General features: G+C 37.5%; 14 protein-coding genes. 6 read left to right on the top strand and 8 right to left on the bottom strand.

The genetic code is table 11. The annotated features are described in order from the left end of the window. Positions 1-9: 9 nt before the first annotated feature. Both MTF67_RS12875 and MTF67_RS12870 read right to left on the bottom strand, forming a co-directional pair. Entirely contained in the window at positions 10-1,515 is a 1,506-nt protein-coding gene (locus tag MTF67_RS12875) for a tryptophan halogenase family protein (protein ID WP_248519735.1), read from the bottom strand. Positions 1,516-1,579: 64 nt separating this feature from the next. After that, positions 1,580-4,585 (bottom strand): TonB-dependent receptor, encoded by a 3,006-nt coding sequence (locus tag MTF67_RS12870; protein WP_248519734.1) that lies wholly within the window; start codon positions 4,583-4,585, stop codon positions 1,580-1,582. A 416-nt stretch (positions 4,586-5,001) separates the two neighbouring features. Here MTF67_RS12870 and MTF67_RS12865 point away from each other — a divergent pair, with 416 nt between their 5' ends. Continuing rightward, positions 5,002-7,614 (top strand): glycoside hydrolase family 3 C-terminal domain-containing protein, encoded by a 2,613-nt coding sequence (locus MTF67_RS12865; RefSeq protein ID WP_248519733.1) that lies wholly within the window; start codon positions 5,002-5,004, stop codon positions 7,612-7,614. A 27-nt stretch (positions 7,615-7,641) separates the two neighbouring features. Then, positions 7,642-9,084: a sugar porter family MFS transporter gene (locus MTF67_RS12860; protein ID WP_248519732.1), complete on the top strand. Its 1,443-nt coding sequence runs from the start codon at positions 7,642-7,644 to the stop codon at positions 9,082-9,084. 166 nt (positions 9,085-9,250) lie between these two features. On the opposite strand, the gene MTF67_RS12855 is transcribed toward MTF67_RS12860, so the two are convergent. After that, complete coding sequence (locus MTF67_RS12855; RefSeq protein ID WP_248519731.1) at positions 9,251-10,291, bottom strand: LacI family DNA-binding transcriptional regulator; 1,041 nt, start codon at positions 10,289-10,291, stop codon at positions 9,251-9,253. 470 nt (positions 10,292-10,761) lie between these two features. On the opposite strand from MTF67_RS12855, the gene xylB reads away from it, so the two are divergent. Further along, positions 10,762-12,219: a xylulokinase gene (xylB, locus tag MTF67_RS12850; protein WP_248519730.1), complete on the top strand. Its 1,458-nt coding sequence runs from the start codon at positions 10,762-10,764 to the stop codon at positions 12,217-12,219. Positions 12,220-12,249: 30 nt separating this feature from the next. Then, entirely contained in the window at positions 12,250-13,569 is a 1,320-nt protein-coding gene (gene xylA, locus MTF67_RS12845) for a xylose isomerase (protein WP_248519729.1), read from the top strand. A 470-nt stretch (positions 13,570-14,039) separates the two neighbouring features. Here xylA and MTF67_RS12840 read toward each other — a convergent pair whose 3' ends face one another. Both MTF67_RS12840 and MTF67_RS12835 read right to left on the bottom strand, forming a co-directional pair. Then, positions 14,040-14,852, bottom strand: a complete 813-nt coding sequence (locus MTF67_RS12840; RefSeq protein ID WP_248519728.1) for a ThuA domain-containing protein — start codon at positions 14,850-14,852, stop codon at positions 14,040-14,042. Between the two features lie 150 nt (positions 14,853-15,002). Then, positions 15,003-17,018: a response regulator gene (locus MTF67_RS12835; RefSeq protein ID WP_248519727.1), complete on the bottom strand. Its 2,016-nt coding sequence runs from the start codon at positions 17,016-17,018 to the stop codon at positions 15,003-15,005. Positions 17,019-17,194: 176 nt separating this feature from the next. On the opposite strand from MTF67_RS12835, the gene yvcK reads away from it, so the two are divergent. Next, complete coding sequence (yvcK, locus tag MTF67_RS12830) at positions 17,195-18,067, top strand: uridine diphosphate-N-acetylglucosamine-binding protein YvcK (protein WP_248519726.1); 873 nt, start codon at positions 17,195-17,197, stop codon at positions 18,065-18,067. Here the strand turns inward: yvcK and MTF67_RS12825 are convergent. After that, positions 18,064-18,396 (bottom strand): Hpt domain-containing protein, encoded by a 333-nt coding sequence (locus MTF67_RS12825; protein WP_248519725.1) that lies wholly within the window; start codon positions 18,394-18,396, stop codon positions 18,064-18,066. The two genes, yvcK and MTF67_RS12825, sit on opposite strands and share 4 nt — an antisense overlap. Positions 18,397-18,417: 21 nt before the next feature. On the opposite strand from MTF67_RS12825, the gene MTF67_RS12820 reads away from it, so the two are divergent. Then, entirely contained in the window at positions 18,418-19,434 is a 1,017-nt protein-coding gene (locus MTF67_RS12820) for a glycosyltransferase family 4 protein (RefSeq protein ID WP_248519724.1), read from the top strand. 2 nt (positions 19,435-19,436) lie between these two features. Here MTF67_RS12820 and MTF67_RS12815 read toward each other — a convergent pair whose 3' ends face one another. Together MTF67_RS12815 and MTF67_RS12810 are read right to left on the bottom strand one after the other, a co-directional pair. Next, positions 19,437-20,840, bottom strand: coding sequence for a sigma-54 dependent transcriptional regulator (locus tag MTF67_RS12815; protein ID WP_248519723.1), 1,404 nt, complete (start codon positions 20,838-20,840; stop codon positions 19,437-19,439). An 89-nt stretch (positions 20,841-20,929) separates the two neighbouring features. Beyond that, entirely contained in the window at positions 20,930-22,390 is a 1,461-nt protein-coding gene (locus MTF67_RS12810) for a SpoIIE family protein phosphatase (RefSeq protein WP_348983493.1), read from the bottom strand. Between the last annotated feature and the right edge of the window lie 7 nt (positions 22,391-22,397).

Here is a 22,397-nt window from a genome sequence, read left to right as displayed (position 1 = left end):
CCCCTAAAGCTAGCGCGTGTAGTTTTTTAAAATATACGCATCATGATCAGGCATAACATCAGCAGAGCGGCTAATAACCGACTCTATATTTTTAAGCCTACGCTTTATTTCATCTCGGGATAGCCTATCAACCAATGGATGATAGCTTTTAGGTTTAATCCCTTGACCGTGCATAACTGCAAGCCAAGATGTTTCGTTAAATAGCTCGTTATCATGTCTAAAAATACGACCATTTTCACTAAACATCTCTATTTTTTGCTTCAACGAATCAGGCATTTCTATGTTTTTGCAATAACGCCAAAACTCACTGTCATCTCTATTTGTTAGTTTATAATGTAAAATAATAAAATCACGTATACGATGATATTCCGTCTCAGTTTGCTGATTAAATAAATCAATATCACACTGTGTAAAATCTTTACTAGGGAATAATGTCATTAATTTTGCTATCGCCGATTGAATCAAATGCAGACCGGTTGATTCTAACGGTTCTACAAAACCTGCTGATAAACCAATAGCGATACAGTTTTTATTCCAACTCTTTTTGCGCATACCCGTTACCCATTGCAGCTGGTTAATATCTGCTAAAGCTTCAGATTCAATTGTATTTAAAAGTAAAGCGTGTGCTTTATCATCGCTCATAAATTCACTTGAATATACATACCCATTACCTACTCGGTTTTGCAGTGGTATTCGCCACGTCCAACCTGCACTTTGTGCTGTAGACTGAGTATAAGGGTTAAGTGCCTTTTTTGATAAACACGGCGTTGCAATCGCTTTATTACACGGTAATAAATGAGTCCAATCCTCGTATCCAGTTTTCAGAGCCTGCTCAATTAATAAGCCCTTGAAACCAGAGCAATCGATAAATAAATCACCATCTAATACCGTATTATCATTAAGAACTAACGATTCAATTTCCCCTGAAACTGGGTTTAGGTTTACCTCGTCAACTTTACCCTCAATACGACACACTCCTCTGCTTGTGGCATAATTTCTTAAAAATTTAGCATAAAGTGTTGCGTCAAAATGATAAGCATAATTAATACCTGCTAACGCGCTGTTTTGCTGAGTTGGCGGATGCATAAATTTATTTGCATACGCACCGACCGATGCAAGTGAGTAGCTAGATAAGTCGGAAAATTCAGGATCATTTTGCATTTTCAACCAAAAGTGATGAAAAGGCAGTGCCTCCATATTAGTGCCATAATTTCCAAATGGGTGAAAATAACGGTGTCCTTTTTCCTTCCAATCTATAAATTCTATACCTAATTTAAACGTCGCATTAGTAAAACGTATAAACTCAGTTTCATCTATATCAAGTATGGTATTAAATAATTGAATTTGTGGGATTGTAGCTTCACCTACAGATACAGTACCTATGTCTGCAGACTCCACTAAAGTGATTTGACAATTATCGCAGCCAATTACCTTCGCTAACGCAGAGGCGGTCATCCAACCTGCTGAACCACCACCTACAATAACAATCGATTTTATATTATTTGCATCATTCATAATGTTTACCTAAAAAAAATAAAGCACGCGAAATAAAAAATAACGCGTGCTTTTATTAAGAGGGTTAAAAATTACCTTTCAAAATAATGCTAAACCTTCGCTCATTGGCAAACCAAGAGCGAGACACTCGATTGTTATCATTGTCTATTTGCATTGAAGTTCTGGCAACCTCGTTAGTTAGGTTAGTGGCTTGTAGACCTAATTGAAACGAGTCAGTGATATTATAAAAGACAGACCCATCAAGTTGGCCTCCAGCCTCATTATAAATGGGAAGCTGCGTTATAACGTCTTTACTTGTTAATAAATATTCAGAACGCCAATTGTATGCCAAACGCGCATTAACACCGTACTTTTCATACATAGCGACTAAATTGATATTATCCTTAGAAAGCCCTTCAAGAGGTAATCCTTCAAATGCCACATTATCGCCTTCTGTTGAGTCAGGTTTATCTGGTGATAGCCCTGCATTTGGCGATCCTTCTTCCTCGATATAGGTATAGTTAAATTGCATACCAATGCCACTAAAGGCACCAGGTAAAAAGTCGTAAAACTGCTGGTAAGCCAGTTCAAAACCTTGCACAGAACCTTCATCACCATTGGTAGCACCGTTTACTTGTACCACCTGTGTTGCGCCATTATTAGTAAATTCTCTATCCACTGAGCCATTAATAAAGTAGTTACTCATGTCTTTATAGAAAAATGATGTTGTAAGTGACCCCACTCCCTCAGAAAAATACCATTCAAGCGCTAAGTCGTAGTTATACGACTCCATTGGTTTTAAGAATGGATTGCCTGAATTTGCCGTATAACGAGAATAACGAGCGTCTGTAATTTGTCGATCATCTGAGCTTTCATCATAAGTAATCACCAAATCTTCAGGTGTTATGCTTACAAAGTTTCTTAAGTTTCCTAAATCAGGTAATGCAATGGCTTCTGAAAAACCAAATCGCAGAATTAAATCGTCTTTTAAATTAAGTTTAACGTTTAAGCTTGGCAAAATATTAGTATATTCACTGCTTGCTGTTTGTTCTGTAAATCCTGCATTACCAAATGCGGCTTGTTCAGGGGGTAAAAAGTTATCTGGGTCTGATGGGTCGTTAACGTCACCCACTGTATCTGGAAACGTTAAAAAGCCATCAGTTTCATTTTTAATTTTTACATAACGAAGTCCTACATTACCGCTGTAAAACATGCTGCCTAATTCACCTTCAAAATTACCCTTGATGTAAAAAGCATTATTTATTTCAGAGGTTTCATTAATCTCGTTATTTAAGAAGTTACCTATTGCGTCCCCACGACTTGATAAACGCTGCCAATTTGGCGACAGAGATGCAAACGCTGATTCAGCATTAACGTAATCTCTAACTAATGATTCGCTAGGAAATAAAAAAGCGCCCTCAGATGCAACATTGAGTACCCCCCCTCTAGCAAAATTATCAAATGTAAATTGCTCATAGCTATTGTTTAAGCTTGCACCTAGCTCATCACCTTCTGCATCAAACCATGCATTACCATTGCCAGCCCATGCTTCCGATAACCAACCCCAATTATAAGTAGATTGGCGTGTTGTTTGGTCGCGTTTAGCATACCGAGCGCCTACTTTAACACTGGTAAAAAAGCCACTATCAAATGTATATTGTGTGTCAGCAGCAAAAGCAACTTCATCACCTTCATTATCAGATATATGATCCATAGCACTGCGCCAAAAATAATTATTTGGATCAGTGAAAAAACCAGTGTCGCCGCTATTGGCTGGGTCTAATAATGTAATATCGGGTAAATCATCACCGTTTTGCTCTATACCGACTACAGCTCTTGTTGCTCCCATAATCGAAAAATCAAAAATTTCAGAGGTAGATTCAACGTATTGGGCGTCAAAATTGAACGACCATGAATCGTTTGGTCGATATTTAAGATTAAAGCCATAATCGTCAACTAAATTATCTTGCTCTCTAAAGCGAGTAACCATGGCATGCTGTGCACCAAACTCTCCAGATGGTTGTCGCTGCGCATCGTTTCCGCGCCAACCCGCATTTGATGTAATGAAACCTGATTCAAATAAGCCTTGCTCTGTTACTTCAAACTCAGTGCCTTCTAAGGCAACTAAGTCATTAATTACAGCATCATCCGCCATCTCAATCGCATGCTCAGTCCATGCTAATGACGAATCAGAACGTATAAATTGAGCAGTGGCCAAAAGGGTTTTGCTTTCGTTTTCAAACTGAAGCGCACCAGCAAAACCTTCCCTTTTTCTATCATCTTCTTTTCGTGTCAAACGCGTTGTACGAGGAGCAAAAATTGCTTGCCCATTAACTAACTCGTTTTGTGGCTCGTACCGACCTATTTGGGCGCCATCCGATCGCGCTTTTAACTCGGAGTTCGAGTAATTAACGAGTACACCGAATCTGCCAGCATCTAAATCAAATATATCGCTGTATAAGCCAGAAAATGACGGCGTTGTTTCGTCTGCAAATTCGCTGTAACTAGCATCTAGTGTAAAAGCAACTACACGCCCTTCTGCATCAAAAGGTTTTCGCGTCACTAGATTCACCGTGCCTGCAATGCCGCCCTCTATCATATCTGCCGACTGATTTTTAAACAGCTCAACAGAACCCATTAATTCAGGTGGAACATCCTGAAAACTTAACCCTCGCCCTGAATCGGCAGTAAACGTATCACGACCGTTAAACTCGCTTCGTGTGTGCGTTAATCCTCTAACAACAACACCGCTTCCCTCAACGCCGTAGTGATCAGGATCGTTTGCAGCAGCAAATCGTTCAATAGAAACACCCGGTAAACGGGTTATTGCCTCAAGGACGCTTCTATCCGGTAGAGACCCAATATCTTTTGCAGATATAGCATCAAGAACGGTTTCAGCTTCACGTTTCATATTCTGTGCATTGATTAAATTTGAACGTGTTCCTTGAACTATTACTACTTCAATATCTTCGTCTTGTTGTTTTTTTTTGTCATCTTCTTGAGCTGCATATAGGTTGCCGGATAAAGACGTTGCAATAATCGCAGATGCAATTACGGACAGCTTAAATGTACTGTTCTGTTTTTTTATCATTCTAATTTCCCTCATTGAAGTTCAAAAAGTACTGATCGTATTTTTTAAATTTCAACCCTTTTAGTGTGTGTGGTTATCATGCAAAGCTAGAATCAGATAAATAGCGGGTAAAATCGCCTAACTAACCACAAATACATCTATTTGAACGCCAAAATTAGTTTTTATTTGAACATGACGCTGAGTTTAAATACTGTCATCTTGATATATTAACCATTAGAATCAAAAGCTTATAAAATAAAACTTAAAATAAACAATATATTAACAAAATTAACTGTTTTTATCTTTAAGAGATGTATAAATTTACGTTAATACGTGTATCTATACGTTCAAATTCATATTTAACTTACACTTAGACGACGTTAATAATTTCCTTTGTTAATTTATTTTTATCACACACAAATAAAGAGTTGATAACAATGGTTAATAAAAATATAAAAAGTCTTTTTGTACTTACAGCATTTGCTGTATTAGTAGGCTGCGCTAAAGATGAACAATCAACACAGACCCCTCCACTGTATTTAAACGAATCAGCCTCTATTGATGAGCGCGTAAACGATTTAGTAACAAGGCTTACATTAGAGGAGAAAGTTGCTCAACTATTTGATAAATCCCCAGCAATTGAGCGATTAAACATACCAGAATACAATTGGTGGAACGAGGCGCTCCATGGTGTTGCAAGAGCGGGGAAAGCAACAGTTTTCCCGCAAGCAATTGGTCTTGCTGCTACATTTGATGAAGACTTGATGTTAAGAGTTGGTACCGCAATTTCTGATGAAGGCAGAGCTAAACATCATGCTTTTTTAGAAGAAAATAACCGTTCTATGTACACAGGCCTTACCTATTGGTCGCCAAATATTAATATATTTAGAGATCCACGATGGGGACGCGGACAAGAAACTTACGGTGAAGATCCATACTTAACAACGCGAATTGCAGTTAATTTTATAAATGGTTTGCAAGGCGACAATGCTGAATATTTAAAATCAGTTGCAACACTTAAGCACTATGCAGTACATAGTGGCCCAGAAGTTTCAAGGCATAGCGACGACTATACAGCATCCGAGAAAGACTTAGCTGAAACCTACCTCCCTGCATTCAAAGATGTCATTGCACAAACAAAAGTTGCATCTGTAATGTGTGCTTACAATAGCGTAAATGGCACGCCGGCTTGTGGAAACGACGAGCTTATTCAAAATAAACTAAGGGATGAATTTAATTTTGATGGCTATATTGTATCGGACTGTGGTGCTATTGCAGATTTTTACGATGTAAAGTCACATAACATCGTAAATACTGAGGCAAAAGCAGCGGCGATGGCGCTTAAAACCGGTACTGACTTAAATTGCGGTGACCACCATGGCAATACATACAGTTATTTAACGCAAGCAGTAAAAGAAGGTTTAGTAGAAGAAAAAGATGTTGATAAAGCCTTAAAACGGTTGATGTATGCCCGCTTTAAACTTGGCATGTTTGATAACCCCGAAAATGTACCATATTCAGACACTTCTATAGATGTTGTAGGCTCTAATAAACATTTAGCTTTAACACAAGAAGCAGCTCAAAAATCATTAGTACTTTTAAAAAATGAGCAAGTACTACCATTAAAGGGAAATGAAAAAATAGCCCTTATAGGTCCAAATGCTGATAACGAAGCTATTTTGTTAGGCAACTACAATGGCATGCCAATAGTTCCAATAACACCTAAACTAGCACTTGAACAACGTTTAGGCAAAAATAACCTTACGTATACTGCAGGCTCAAGTATTACCGGTGAAGTTTATACACATTACCAGCCTATTGAAGCAAAGCATTTTTTTCATCTAGATCATAATAATCAAATGCAACCAGGATTAATTGCACAATACTATCCTTCAAGTAATTTTGACCGCCAACCTGTAAAGCGTCAAATAGAAAAAAACCTAGATTTTAGCTGGGAGCGCTCTCCTATTGATAACTCTATAGAACAAGAATTTGCCGTAAAATGGACAGGAATCATTAAACCCCAAGAAACTGCTGAGTATCATTTTAAATCAAACAACGTTGATTTCACACTTAATGGCCAGAGCGTAAATGGCGCTATAACACTTGAAAAAAATCAAAGTTACGAGCTAAACGCTGAATCTAAATTTAACCACTATTGGCATAGTAACGTTATTAATCCAACGGCTAGTCTTACTTGGTTGAAAAACCCTCAAGGGCTTACACAACAAGCACTCAGTAATGCTAATGAAGCGGATGTAATTGTATTTGTAGGAGGCATTAGTGCTAATCTTGAAGGTGAAGAAATGCCACTGCAAATAGACGGGTTCTCTCATGGTGATCGCACCAATATTAATTTACCTAAAAGCCAACTTAATTTGCTCAAAAAGCTAAAGCAGACAGGAAAACCTATCGTACTTGTAAATATGAGCGGTAGTGCAATGGCATTAAATTGGGAAAACGAAAATATTGACGCAATTATCCAAGGTTTCTATCCAGGTGAAGCGGCCGGAAGTGCGCTAGTAAACCTACTTTACGGCGACTATAGCCCATCAGGTAAATTGCCCATTACATTTTACAAGTCTGTATCTGATCTACCTGACTTCAAAGATTATTCAATGAAAAACCGTACCTATAAGTACTATGAAGGTGAGGTACTTTACCCGTTTGGTTTTGGCTTAAGTTATGCTGATTTTAAATACAAAAACACACGTTATTCAATAAACGCAGACTCAGGAGACTTAAACCTAACAACAACAATTGCCAACCAAAGCAGTTTTTCAGCTGACGATGTTGTTCAAGTTTATATCTCTATGCCTGATGCACCGGTAAAAACACCAAATAAGCAATTAGTGGGCTTTAAACACATTACCCTAAAAAACGAATCGAAAAACGATATTAAGTTTACTATTCCTAAAAATAAACTCTCTTATATTAATGAGCAAGGCATTGCCGTTGCTTACAAAGGACGTTTAATTATAACAGTAGGCTCTGGACAGGGTATTAAAATACCAAAAGATAAATTTACAGTAACTAACATTGTTTTATAAAAATAATAAAAATTTAGGATATATAAAATGGAAAATACAGCAACAGATCCCACACTCAGTGGTGTATCTATTAAATTAGCAAATAATGAAAATGAGAATTTGCTACGTATATTTTTTATTGCGTGCGTAGCTGCGATTGGTGGTTTTTTATTTGGCTTTGATAGCGGTGTAATTAATGGCACAGTTGATGGGCTTATAGGTGCTTTTAACTCAGACAATGTAGTAACAGGATTTAATGTAGCAAGTATGCTTTTAGGCTGTGCTATTGGTGCATTAATAGCAGGTAAGAGTGCCGACCATTTTGGTCGTAAAAAGGTATTACTAGCGACCGCTGTTCTTTTTATTATCAGTGCATGGGGTTCAGGCATTGCAGGGGCGTCGGGAGAGTTTATAATTTATCGCTTAATTGGTGGGTTAGCAGTAGGTGCAGCCTCTATAATAACACCTGCTTATATAAGCGAAATTGCCCCAGCACGTTTACGTGGCACGCTTACTTCTATTCAGCAAATTGCTATTATTCTAGGATTATTTTTCTCTTTTTTAAGTAACTATTCATTAGTACAAATATCTGGTAACTCCACCGACGTACTTTGGTTTGGCTTTGATACGTGGCGATGGATGTTTTGGATAGAGCTAGTTCCTGCAACTATGTTCTTAGTCACTTTACTTTTTATTCCAGAAAGCCCGCGTTTTTTAGCAATGAAAAACAAACAACAAGCAGGCTTAAAAACTTTATCACAGTTATTTGGTGCTAAAAACGCCAAGTCAATGTGGGAAGAAATTAGGCAGTCATTAGGTAACAGCGAAAAAACAAAAATAACTAACTTATTTCAGACAGGTGCTTTTAGCCTAAAACCTGTAGTTTATATTTCAATTGGGCTTGCCATACTACAGCAACTAGTCGGTATTAATGTGGTGTTTTATTACGGAGCAGTACTCTGGCAAGCAGTTGGCTTTTCAGAATCAGATGCGCTTTTTATCAATATTATTAGTGGCGTAATCAGCTTGGTAGCCTGTTTCATTACCTTATCGCTTATAGATAAAATAGGCAGAAAGCCATTTTTACTAATTGGATCAATAGGCATGACCTTCTCACTTGTCGGTTTAGTTGTTGCATTTTCTAACGGCACTATAGACCCTCAAGGACAATTACAACTTGGCGACTGGGGCTTTACCGCACTTGTACAGGCCAACTTATATGTATTCTTTTTTAATCTTTCATGGGGTCCAGTAATGTGGGTAATGCTCGGCGAGATATTTCCAAATAACATAAGGGGATTAGGCTTAGGGGTTGCAGGACTTGCTCAATGGCTCGCTAACTTTTTAGTCACCATGACCTTTCCGATACTGCTAGCTGGCGGAGGGCTTGCACTTGCGTATTCGCTCTATGCTTTTTTTGCTTTTATATCAGTACTTTTTGTTATTTATTTAGTAACTGAAACCAAAGGAACGAAACTAGAAAACGTATAATTTTACCGTCATGAATTATTTAACTTAGAACTACAACCCTTTGCGTCTATTCTGTTAATTGATTAGACGCATTGCCTTCTTTTTGATTGAACCTCATAAAAAAGTATTAACACTAACTTTAAGCAAATTTTCTAAATCGTCTACATAATACTAAATAATCGCTTATTTAGTTGTTTTTATTGGCTGAGCTTGATTCTCTTTCTATTAGTTCAAAATCTAAAATATGCCTTAAGTCTACGCTTTTTACATTCCTTAAATCGTTATACTGACCCGATGCAAGTAAAGTAATGGCAAGCTCAGCCATTTCATTAATGGGCTGTTTTACCGTAGAAATATTTGGCCACACTATGGTTGCAAGTTGCGTGTCATCAAAACCAACAACCGACAGTTCGCTTGGAATATTAATGCCTTGTTTTTGAGCTATTGAGATCACGGCGGCTGCCATATCATCGTTTGCAGCAAAAATAGCTGTAGGTTTATCATCAAGCGAAAGTAAATTCATTGCCGCTTCCATACCCGATTGATAGGTAAAACTGCCCTGCTCTATATACTCAGGTGGCGTTATTATTTTATTAGAGCGCAATGCATCTAAATAGCCCTGGTAACGTAAACGGCTTACACCTTGTTTAGTGTCACCAATAATATGTGCAATTTTGCTATGCCCTTGATTTATTAAATGCTCTGTAACATCAAACGCCGCTTGGTAATCGTCCATGCATATATAAGGGGAGCGATTTAATTTTGTATCTGGCGTTATTCTTACAAATGGAACATTTGCTTTAGTTAGTACATCTAAAACCTGTTCGTTGTCACACATTGGAGGCAGTAAAATCATGCCATCAACCTGTGTAACATCAATAAGCTGCTTTACCGATTCAATTGTTTTGTCAATATCGGTATGCGCTTCGTCAACAACAAGGTGATAGCCCAATGCGCGGCATTTTTTAAGTGCTGCCAATAAAAACTGGCTTATGTAAGAGTCACTTGGATTATCGTACAACAGTCCTAAAAAGAATGACTTAGTACTAGCTAGGCGCCTAGCTGACACATTAGGTCTGTAGTTTAATTGCTCGACAATCGTCATTACTTTTTCGCGGGTTTTGTCGCTTACTTTTTTGTCTTGGTTGAGCACGCGCGAAACCGTCATCATTGATACGCCCGCCTTTTCGGCTACATCTTGTATTCTTGCTCTTTTAAGGTCGGCCATTTCTTATTACCTACTCACAATCAATCGGTTATTATAATTAACTTTAATTTTTTATTATACATAATGGCGAAGTCTAATATTGTTTGCATTGTGTTTTAGATAATTACTATTAATACAGAATCAAAATAATAATATCAGATGTTAGAGCCAACAAAGTCAGTAAAAATACAACCAATACCTTTTCATTAACACACTTAAAAATAAACCCGAACAGCATATTACATTTAATTTTGAATAAATTAATGGCCTTTTGCTCTAGCCCTTGAAAATATAATGAATTTAGATTGTCTTTCGCCAATAATTTAAAATTTATTCCCTTAATTTATTTTTTGACTTCTGAAATTCATCACTAACTATGTAACAAACTTAAATGTTAATTATAAAGCATTCTTTGAAAACTAGCTTGACTTAACAATATTAAATCAATTATGTTAGCGCTAACACTAAAACAACATTTAAGTACATCAATTATGTTCCTTGGTATCGATTTAGGCACTTCAGGTGTAAAAGTAATTATTTTAGACGAGCAAGATCAATTGCTTGCTCAAGCGAGTCGATCTTTGAGCGTTTCACGCCCTGCACCACTTTTTTCTGAGCAAAACCCTACAGATTGGTGGCTTGCAACATGTAGTGCAATCGAGGAGCTTAAAAATACTCACTCTGCATTACTAAAGTCAGTAAAGGCAGTAGGCCTTTCTGGGCAAATGCATGGCGCTACGCTGCTTGATAAAAACAATAATATTATTCGCCCCGCCATTTTATGGAACGACGGGCGCAGCGCAGCGCAATGTGTGAAGCTTGAGAAACGCGAACCTAATTCTCGTAATATTACCGGCAACATAGCAATGCCGGGTTTTACTGCACCTAAATTGGTGTGGTTAAAAGAGTTTGAGCCAGAAAACTTTGCAAAAGTAGCCAAAGTATTATTACCAAAAGACTACCTACGCTTTTTAATGACCGGCGATTTTGCATCAGATATGTCTGACTCTGCAGGCACATTATGGCTAGACGTAGAAAAAAGAGCATGGTCGCAAAAAATGCTTAGTGCTTGCGACTTAACAGAGCAACACATGCCTACTCTTTTTGAAGGCACACAAATTACAGGAAAATTAACAGCCCAAGTTGCTGCTAAATGGGGAATGGAGCAAGTACCTGTTGTTGCAGGCGGTGGCGATAATGCCGCAGGCGCTGCCGGTGTTGGCGTAGTAAAGCCAAAACAAGCGTTTTTATCATTAGGTACTTCGGGCGTTTACTTTGTTGCTAACGAAAAATACCTGCCTAACCCTGAAGGTGCAGTACATACTTTTTGTCATTGTATTGAAAACACCTGGCACCAAATGTCAGTGGTGTTAAGCGCAGCAAGCTGTTTAAACTGGGTTACTCAATTAACCGGTTTTGAAAACGAAGGCGCACTTCTTGAACAAGTAAGTAAATGCGACTTTAGCAAACCAAGTTCAGTGATATTTTTACCCTATTTAACTGGCGAACGTACACCGCACAATAACCCCGATGCCAAAGGCGTGTTTTTTGGTTTAGACAGTGATACCGATGCAGCAGCCCTTGGCCGTGCAGTACTGGAGGGCGTTGCTTTTGCCTTTGCCGATGGCCAACAAGTACTGCTTGATGCTGGTGCGCAAATTGACGATGTAACCGTCATTGGTGGTGGCGCTAAAAGCCCGCTATGGGGGAAAATCATCGCAAGTGTACTTAATCGTCCCCTTATTTACCGAGAAGGCTCAGAAGTTGGTCCCGCATTTGGCGCTGCAAGAATTGCCCGAATAGCAGTAACACAACTCTCTGCACAACAAGTGTGTGTTAACGGCAAAGTAACGCAAACAATTGATCCAGATCCAATCATGCAAGACTTTTACGCACAGCAATACACCGTATACAAAGCACTTTACCAGAGTCTAAAAAAACACTTTTAACACACGATTATAAAATTAATGGAGCACATCATGAATGAGCAATTTTTTAAAAACGTAGAAAAAATTAAATTTGAGGGTGAAAACTCTAAAAATCCATTTGCATTTCGTTACTACGACGAAAATAAAGTCGTTCTTGGTAAAACAATGAAAGAGCACCTTCGTTTTGCAGCGTGTTACTGGCATAACTTTTGTTCTACAGGGTTTGATATTTTTGGTGAAGGTACATTCGACCGTCCTTGGATCCAACCTGTCGGCAACCAATTAGAACTTGCGGAACAAAAAGTAAAAGTAGCTTTTGAGTTTTTCGAAAAGCTAGGCGTTCCTTACTTTTGTTTTCATGATGTTGATATTGCCCCTGAAGGTAAAACACTTCAAGAAAGTCACGATAACGTAACGCACATAGCAAACATTATCGAAAAAGAAATGCAGCGTACAGGTATAAAATTACTTTGGGGTACTGCTAACTTATTCTCAAACAAACGTTTTTGTGCAGGGGGTGCAACAAACCCTAATCCTAATATGTATGCATATGCAGCAGCGCAAGTTAAACATGCAATGGAAATTACACATCGTTTAGGCGGTGAAAACTACGTACTTTGGGGCGGCCGTGAAGGTTACGATACACTACTAAATACAGACCTTGCACAAGAAAGCGAACAGTACGCACGCTTTTTAAAAATGGTGGTAGAGCACAAGAAAAAAATTGGCTTTAAAGGCACATTATTAATTGAGCCAAAACCACAAGAGCCAACTAAACATCAGTACGATTACGATACAGCAACAGTGGCAGGTTTTTTACATAAGCATGGCTTACAAAACGAAATTAAAGTAAACATTGAAGCGAACCACGCAACACTTGCAGGTCATAGCTTTCATCACGAAATTGCCGTTGCTTGCGCAGAAGGCATTATGGGTAGTATTGATGCTAACCGTGGCGACATGCAAAACGGATGGGATACAGACCAATTCCCTAACGATGTAGCCGAATGCACACTCATCATGTATGAAATTTTAAAAAATGGCGGTTTTACAACAGGTGGCTTTAACTTTGATACTAAGCTTCGTCGTCAATCATGTGAACGCGATGACTTATTCATTGGTCACATTGGCGGTATGGATACAATGGCTAAAGCATTACTCAATGCAGCAGCAATGATTGAAGGTGGCGAGCTGTCTGACTTTGTTGAAAAACGTTACGCTGGCTGGAAAGAAGAGCTAGGTCGAAGCATTCTAAATGGTGAGCAATCACTTGAGAGCCTTTCAGCCTTAGTACATGGACAAGATATCAACCCAAAGCAGGTATCAGGACGCCAAGAACTGCTTGAGAATATTGTTAACCGTTACCTATAATGACATAGCCTCGGTTTTAAAACCGAGGCAAACTTTATTAAGAACCAATCACACAGATCAGAAATGTTCACAATAGTTATTGAGACGGGCGTTTTTCAGCCGCCAAAAACCCTAACCTGTTGATAAAAATTAAATTTTTGTTGTTCATATAATCTAAAAAATTACGTTATTATAAATGCACAATTGCAAAATCACCAAAATACACACAGTAACGTTGAGGTTTTTTGCTATAAATTACTTTAGATTTGAACAAGGAGCTTTGGTTATAAAATACTAAAAATTACCCATAAATATATACGTTATCAGGCGGCAGCAAAACATTGGGTGAGAGCATAAATCATCGTTTAATGTTTATAAGCGAATAAATAAAAACCGCATACATATTTAACTTCGCCAAACTAAAGCAATAATCAAACTGCTGTAAGGATAAACAGCCAAAGAAGCTCATCAAACTTTCAAACGTGAGATAATTACTTCTTATTTAAGCCTTTCCCAGTTGCAGCCCAGTATATGCCACCAAAAATATGTTCGGTCAAAAACTCACTGTTATAAACCGCGCTTGTATGCCCAAGAGCCGTATAAAATGAACGGCCACCGTCATAGTTTTGGTACCACGAAATTGGATGAAACGCCCCCATACCTTTACCTATTTTATTATTGCCCCAGTCAACATGTGGATTATAACTTTGCTCATCTACCGTTAGTAAATAGTTTAATTTACTCAGTTCTGGACCAAATTCGTACCATTCGTCAGTCCATAACATTTGTTGTGGCATATGATTTAAACCAATAAAGCTAGTATTTGCCACTTTACTTAAAACTGCAGTTTGAATAACTGGGTGAATACTAAAAGAGCGCCCTACTAACCTTTGATACCACGGCCAATCGTACTCAGTATCAGACGCACTATGAACTCCAACAAACCCCTTTCCAGATTTTATAAATCGCTCAAATGCTTTTTGCTCTTGAGTGTTTAAAATATCTCCCGTGGTTAGTAAAAAGATCACGACATCAACATTAGCTAAATATTTGTCATTAAAATAATGACTTTCTTCGTGCCAAACTAAATTAAAATGATGTTTGTTAGCTAAACCTTTAATTGCTTTAACGGCGTTAGTTTTAGACTTATGATGCCACCCTTCGTTTTTGGTGAATAAAAGGACATTAAATTGTTTTTTAGGCAACGTTTCAAATCCTACCCCATAGCTTTTGGTTGCAGTTAAGATGAGTATAACTGGTATAACAAGGGCTGAAATAAAAACCCTGAAAAAGGCAAAAAACATAATATTCCTTATAAATTTATTAGCAAACAGCAAGTTAATAATTAAATAGTGGGTTGGGCTAAAGCTAAAAATACAAATCATCTTAGACTATAAAATTTAACTTATCCTAAGTTCTATTTTATATAGTGTCTACACATCAATTACGTTATTTCAACGTGGAAATACACCTTTTAAAGCAGCTTCGAGTTCTTGAAATTTAATTGGTTTAGTAAGCACCTTATTCATTCCCACCTTAAAACAGGATGCTTTATTATCTTTTTCTGCATTAGCGGTTAATGCGTAAATTGGTACATCGCTGACTAATTCATCTCTTATATATTCTGCTGCTGTTAAACCATCCATTTCAGGCATCATGATATCCATTAATACTAAATCAAACTTTTTACGCGAAAATAAGTCAATCGCTTCACGCCCATGATTAGCAAGCGTAACTTTATGATTTAGCTTTTCTAAATACGCCTTAATAAGGACTTGATTTGTTTTGTTATCCTCAGCGACTAAAATAGCCAGTGCCGATTGTGTATAAATTACATTATCAACAATATCGCTTGTGTGGGCCTCTTCAAATGGAATAGAAATAGTAAACGTACTACCTAAGCCAAGCTGGGTATCTACTGTTATTTTTCCTCCCATTATGCCCAATAAATTTTTTGAAATACTTAACCCTAAACCAACCCCTTCACTTTTGCGGTTTATGCTGTCATTCACTTGGCTAAATGGCTTAAAAATTAAATCTAAATGCTTTTTAGCTATACCAATACCCGAGTCTTTCACTTCAAAAACGAGCTGCTCATTTTGTAAAACTACATTTAAATTTATTTGACCATGTGTTGTGTACTTAAACGCGTTACTCATTATGTTAAATAATACTTGTCCTAATCGGTACTGATCCCCAACAACGTATTGTGGGATGCTTTCATCGATGTGCGTTGTAAAAAGAATATCATCTGACTTTTCAATAATATTAAACTGCCCTACTATATTTTCAGTTAGTAGCTTTATATCAAATGGTTTTTTTAGACATGAAACCGTGCCTGATTCGATTTTTGAAAAATCGAGCACATCAGTTATTAGACCGTATAAGATCTCAGTGCTAGAGTTAGCATAATTAACAAGTTGCTGTTGCTCGGGGCTAAGCTCTGTATCAAGTAGTAACTCAATCATACCCATAACGGCATGAATAGGTGTTCTAATTTCATGAGACATCACACTCAAAAATTTAGATTTTGTTTGGCTTGCTTCTTCTGCTTTTAAGGTTTGTGCCTGAAGTTCAAACTCGCGCTGTTTAGAAATAGTAATATTTTTTGCAAGCCCCATGTAACCCAAAAAGTGTCCTAACTTATTATAAAGAGGTTTACCGCTTAATATGACCCAAAAATTTTTATCGGCTTCAATCTCAAATTCAAAATCATGAAAATCGTTACGGTCATCAATTAGCTGGTTAAATTGCTGCCATTTTTCTGTATTTTGCTTTTCATTATCTGTAATGATGTGTTCAATTTTATGACCAATAAAAAGCTGATCGTACATATTCCCTATAGTTTCAATATTATTAATACTTTCAAATACCATTAGCGGGTTTAATCGCCAAAACCACTCTGACCCATACTCTTTAAATAGGCTAGAGAGTGTCGTAAATTTATGTATAAGCGATAAAGCTTTGTCCGTTTGTTTAGCTAACTTAATTTGACTTATTAACGTAAAAAACGCCTGCTGCAACAATATTTTTATTGTGTCTGAATTAACAAGTTGTTCGCACTGCTGTGCATCTACATTTGTAAAAATAAATATGCCTTTATCAAATTGTGTGTTCACACTAAACAATAAAGAATTTTTTAGTTTTAATGTTTGAATTGAATATAAAATCGAAAATTCAAGCTCTTCAATTTGTTGAGGGTATTGGCATATAACATAACCGTGCTCAGCTGTTTGTGTAAACAAAGAACACTCAGACCACATTTTATTACTAAACTGGTCATTAGTGGTCGCTATTGTCTCGTAATACCTATATTTGTAACTATTGATGATTATACAGTCAGTATATTTAAGCCTTGACTCAAATACCGATCTCAACAGATTCAACAAATCAGCGCCGTACTCACAATTAGCTAAATCTATTAAATGTTTTTGTAATTCAGATACACACAGATGTTCTGTTTTATTCACACTCATTTTCCTCATCAATATGCATCGCGTTTTGCAAAAGGGAAATTTTAAACGGGCCTTGCTCAATTAAATATAGATTAAAAAACAATATAAATCATCATGTTAATTGTTATAAAACTTTTGGAATAATAAATGCAGTTTACATGTGAAATAAATAAAAATACAAAGGCTCAAAAATGAAAATAGTGTGTATTGGTGGCGGACACGGATTAGCTCAGGTTTTAAGCGCAATTAAGCCAATGAGTAGTAATATAACCGCTATTGTCGCAACCACAGACAATGGTGGTAGCACAGGTAAAATTAGAGCTTCACAAGAAACCATTGCGCTTGGAGATATACGCCGTTGCTGCTTGCAGCTTGCAGGTAAAAAATCTACGTTCAACGCAATTTACGAACATAGATTTACACAAGGGCAACTTGCTGATCATTGTTTAGGTAATTTAACACTACTTGGTTTAATCGAGCTGACCGGATCTGCAACCAAAGCCATTGCGCATTTTAATATTATGCTTGGCAATACAGAAACCGTTTTACCCATGACAGAAGTACCCACTGACCTTGTTGCTGAATTGCATAATAATGAAAAAGTAATGGGCGAATGTGAAATTGATTCACTGACTTCTTTACCTAAAAGTGTATCACTATCAAAAAATGTTCCTGCAGGTCCGGGCTGTGTAAACGCCATTTTAGAAGCCGACTTAATTATTATTGGCCCAGGCAGCATTATCACAAGTATTTTACCCGCATTTTTAGTTAATGATATAGCGGCAGCTATTCAAAAAACATCGGCGTGTCGTATTTTTATTGAAAACTCAAAAGAAGAAAAAAGCGTAATGAAAAACACCCAAACCGCTGGTGTGGATTGGCTTGCAGAGCAACTAGGATTTAAGTTGTACGACTTGAGCATTCCGCCTTCTGCAATTGAAGAAATATTACAGGGCAGCAAAAACATCATTAAGAACAGGGCTCATTTGCATGACATAGATGAGCTAAACAATGTGTTTTCTGGATTACTAAAAATGCCCATTCAATTGAGTAATCATTTTTAAATATTTTGGATAATGGATTCTAGCTGTTTAAACGTCTCTGTGCTTTGCTCATCAGCTATTTTTAACAAACTGTTGAGCTCCTCAGCGCTATGCTCAATTTTTACAATGGACTCGATTGAATTACACGTGTCTCCAAGACCCGAAGCGCCAAAACTGTACGCGCTGCTTTTAAGACTATGCGCGCTAATTTCAATTTCACTGAGGTTTTGTGTATTGATCAAAATATCAATTGTTTTTTTAGATTCGTTTATAAACGTTTTTAGCAGCTCTACTGCTAACTCGTTGCCTACATCACTTTTGAGCTGTTCAATTGTTGAGTAATTAATCATATATATCTTTTGGGGTCAGTTATGGATTACAACGTTGTTTTATTTGTCGACTCTTCGATGCTCGGTGGTATAGAAACACACCTCGTTGAACTTTCAAAGCTTCTTACTCAAAACCGCATTAGCAATAACATTATGTTTTATGAGGATCATAAAAATCAAGCATTTTATGATCTGCTTAATAAAGAAAATATAAGGTATGAATTTTTAAAAGGAAACTTAAGCAGCTTACTTAAAAAGTTAAAAACGTTTGACTCAAAAACGGTTGTTCACACCCACGGCTACAAAGCAGGAATATTTGGCCGTTTAGCATGTAAAGTAACAAAGCATCGCTGTATTAGTACCTATCATGCTGGCGAAGCGGGTACCGGTAAGTTAAAAATTTACAATAAGCTAGATAAATTACTTTCTCCATTATCGACCAATTTTGCAGTATCAGAGCAAATAAAAGCATCATTAAAAAACGCCACTTTGCTCGAAAACTTCATCGCAATAAACTCTTCTAACAGTCACTTTAATCAGTGTGATAATAAAACCTTAAATATTGGTTTTGTGGGGCGACTATCTTTTGAAAAAGGACCGGATATATTTTGTAGATTAGCTGAAAACATGCAGCAAGATTTAGACATTAAGTTTCATATTTTTGGAGATGGCCCATTAAAAGGTGAGGTACCGAACTTACACAATCTGCAGTATCATGGCCTTGTTGAACGTAATGATATATGGAGCAAAATTGATGTGTTGCTCATTTGCTCTAGGGAAGAAGGACTTCCCATGGCATTGCTTGAGGCTATTTCTGAGCAAAAGTTTATAATTAGCAGTGCTGTTGGTGCAATTCCTAGCATCATTAAACACGATGAAACAGGTTTTTTAATGTTAGAAGCTAATGCACAGCACTGCCAATATCAGGTCGAAAAGCTGCTTTTACTTCCTGAAGAACAGACTAAAAAAATTATCAATAACGCGTATAACATCCTTGAGGAGCGATTTTCGGGAAAACAACAATTTTTGCTCTTGCAAAAAGCTTACACAGGTACATAAAGTTACTCGAGCTCTTCCCAGCTTTTAATTTTTCTGTACAGCGTCGAAGGGCTGACATCGAGCAGTGATGCGGCTTTAGGCACATTCGACACACATATTTTTATAACGTGCTCAATGTATTCTTTTTCTGCAAGCCATAGGGGTTTAACTTCGCTTTGTGATGTTGCCATATCAAAGGCGGGTGTTTCAGTACTTACTAGCTGCTCGCTGATAATTGGCGTGTGTTGCGCCTGCGTTTTTGAACTGACCGGTAATGCGGGGATCATATCGGTATCAATATATTGTTCAGGATGAAGTACCAATACATTACGGATCACATTTTCGAGCTGCCTTACATTGCCTGGCCAACTGTACTGCATAAGCAACTGTTTTACGCCTTCTGAAATACTTTTATAAGGATGATTTTCTTCTAACGCTAATTTTACAAATAAGGCTTCGGCAATTTCAATAATATCTGTTCCGCGCGCTCTTAGAGGTGGCAGCTCGATAGGAATAACATGGAGTCGGTAATATAAATCTTCTCTAAAACGGCCGTTTTCAACTTCAATAAGCGGGTCTTTATTGGTTGCACAAACAAATCTAACATCAACTTTTACTTCTTTTTCACTACCCACTTGCTGGTAGCTCCCTGTTTGAATAAATCGCAGAAGTTTACTTTGCAAATTTATGTCCATCTCACACAATTCATCTAAAAACAGCGTCCCGCCGTTAGCCTGCCCTGCAGCACCGACTCTATTAGCAATGGCGCCAGTAAACGCCCCTTTTAAATGCCCAAAAATTTCACTTTCAATTAAATCCTTTGGTATTGCTGCACAATTTAAGGCGACAAAGGGCTTATTCGCTCTATTAGACGCTTGATGAACAGCTCGTGCGCACAACTCTTTACCCGTGCCACTTTCACCTGTTATGAAAACAGTGGCCTTACTGGCAGACGCCGAACTTATAATTTGATAAACAGACTGCATTTGCTTTGAGCTGCCAATCAAATCAAAGTACTTTCCGTTTTCGTATTTATTTTTGTATTGTGTAACGGTTTGCTTTAAGTTTTTAATTTTAAGCGCGTTGTTAACCGTTATTCTGAAGCGGTCTGCTTCTATTGGTTTTTCTAAAAAGTCACTCGCGCCTAGTTTTATTGCCTGAATAGCCATTTCTTTTGTTGCATGACCAGTTAATACAACAACTTGAGGCGAGTTATCGGGTTCTAATGTCGCTAAAATATCAAGCCCATTCATATCAGGCAGCATAACATCAAGTACAATTAAATCGGGGTGAACCTTATTAATTATATCCATGGCCGTTTGGCCATCACTTGCCACAAGTGTATTAACACCCGTTGGTAATAAGTAGGATTGGTACATCATTGCTAAAGACTGCGTATCTTCAACGATTAGAACTGTAGGTGGCATAAAGTCGTCTCAGTTGGCAAGTTGCCATAAATTCAAACAGATAGAATATATGCCTTTAATATAGCTATAAAGTGTCAAGTAATGCAAACTCAGTTAATTATAATTAATGAGGCGTCGTCAATTTCTTTAGAAAGGGTAACTTGTGAGTTTTTCCACAAGCAATGTGCAAACTCTTCAGACGTTTTACAATCTTGAGGAACAATTTTAGTTAGTTCACCTATCTCATCTTTATCGGTGAAACGATTTTCAGTCCAGCCATCGGTGTACAACAAAATATGTTCAACATCGTCAAGCCCTGCTTCGTATAGTGTGTAGTTATGCTCTTTTGACAGGCCCAACAGTGGTCCTGTGCCTTTTAATTGGTGTACTTTGCCATTATTGAGTATTACAACTGGCGGCGGGTGCCCGGCATTTAACCAAAATAGTTTATTGTTCTCAATAAAACAAATAACAAGCGTGACTAAACTAGACTTACAAAGTTGCTGCTTATACAAAGCGTTATTAAGCGCCGCTAACATATTTTGATAAGGCAAACCGGTGGCCAAAAAACCACTTATGAACCCTTTAATTGCAAAACTTTCTTTAAGCGCTTGCAAACCATGCCCCATCATATCGCCAAGCACAAATGCACTGCATTCATCGTTAATGGGCATAAAAAAGTCACCACCGTTTCCCAAGCTAATAGACCCAAAAAGATGCGCGCTTTTATCATTTTGTAAATGAATTTTAGACGGTGTAGATTCAAAAGTTGTTTGATACGATAAGTAAGCAAAACGGTGTGTTACTCGTTCAATGCTCTGCAGCAGTTTATTTTTTTTAACTGGCTTAATTAAATAGTCATCTACACCTAACCGATTAATTTTACTTATTACCTCTTCGCTATCGTCACCTGTTAGCATAACAACTGATAACTGTGACTTTAAATTTGACTGGTTGAGCTTTTCTAAAAGTGGCTCACACGTTCCATTTTTTAGCTTGTGGTCAAGCAGCAATATTCGTGCATCGGCAGTTAAAATTGCTTGCCAGCCGGCTTCAATACTTTCGCAAGGAACAACTTGAAAGTGATCTTTTAAATAGGCGCTCATAAGTGCGAGCTGGGTAACATCATCGTCAACGTATATAACTGTGGGTCGTTTATCTATGTGCTCTAGTGGAAAAGTAAAATAGTTTTTACCTTTATCTGATACGTACTCGGCCTCTTTGAAGTAGTGGCGAATCAGTTCAACTCCCATACCACCTTCAACCAAATTACCTGAGCCTAGCTTCCACTGAGAGTTATTATTTTCAAATAAATTGTAAGGTGTAAGCTCGTCAATAAATGTGAGTGCATAACCATCGTTATCCGCTTGGCTTATGCGCAAAAAAATATGCTGTTCTGATCCCTCGTTGTGCCTTATCAAATTAGTTAAATATTCAGTTGCAACTAAACCCGCAGCATCTACTTCATCTTTTTTTACGTTAAGTGCTCTTAAAACGTGTTTAAGAACCAATCTGATCTCGCTAAGCGTTGGCCAAAGCAATTCAAAACGTCTTTCAAATAAAATATCCATATTGCCC

The organism is Pseudoalteromonas sp. 2CM32C (genome assembly GCF_023161925.1).
Taxonomy (GTDB): domain Bacteria; phylum Pseudomonadota; class Gammaproteobacteria; order Enterobacterales; family Alteromonadaceae; genus Pseudoalteromonas; species Pseudoalteromonas marina.
Note: the sequence above shows the minus strand (reverse complement) of the source record. Positions and strands in the feature narration are given on the sequence as shown.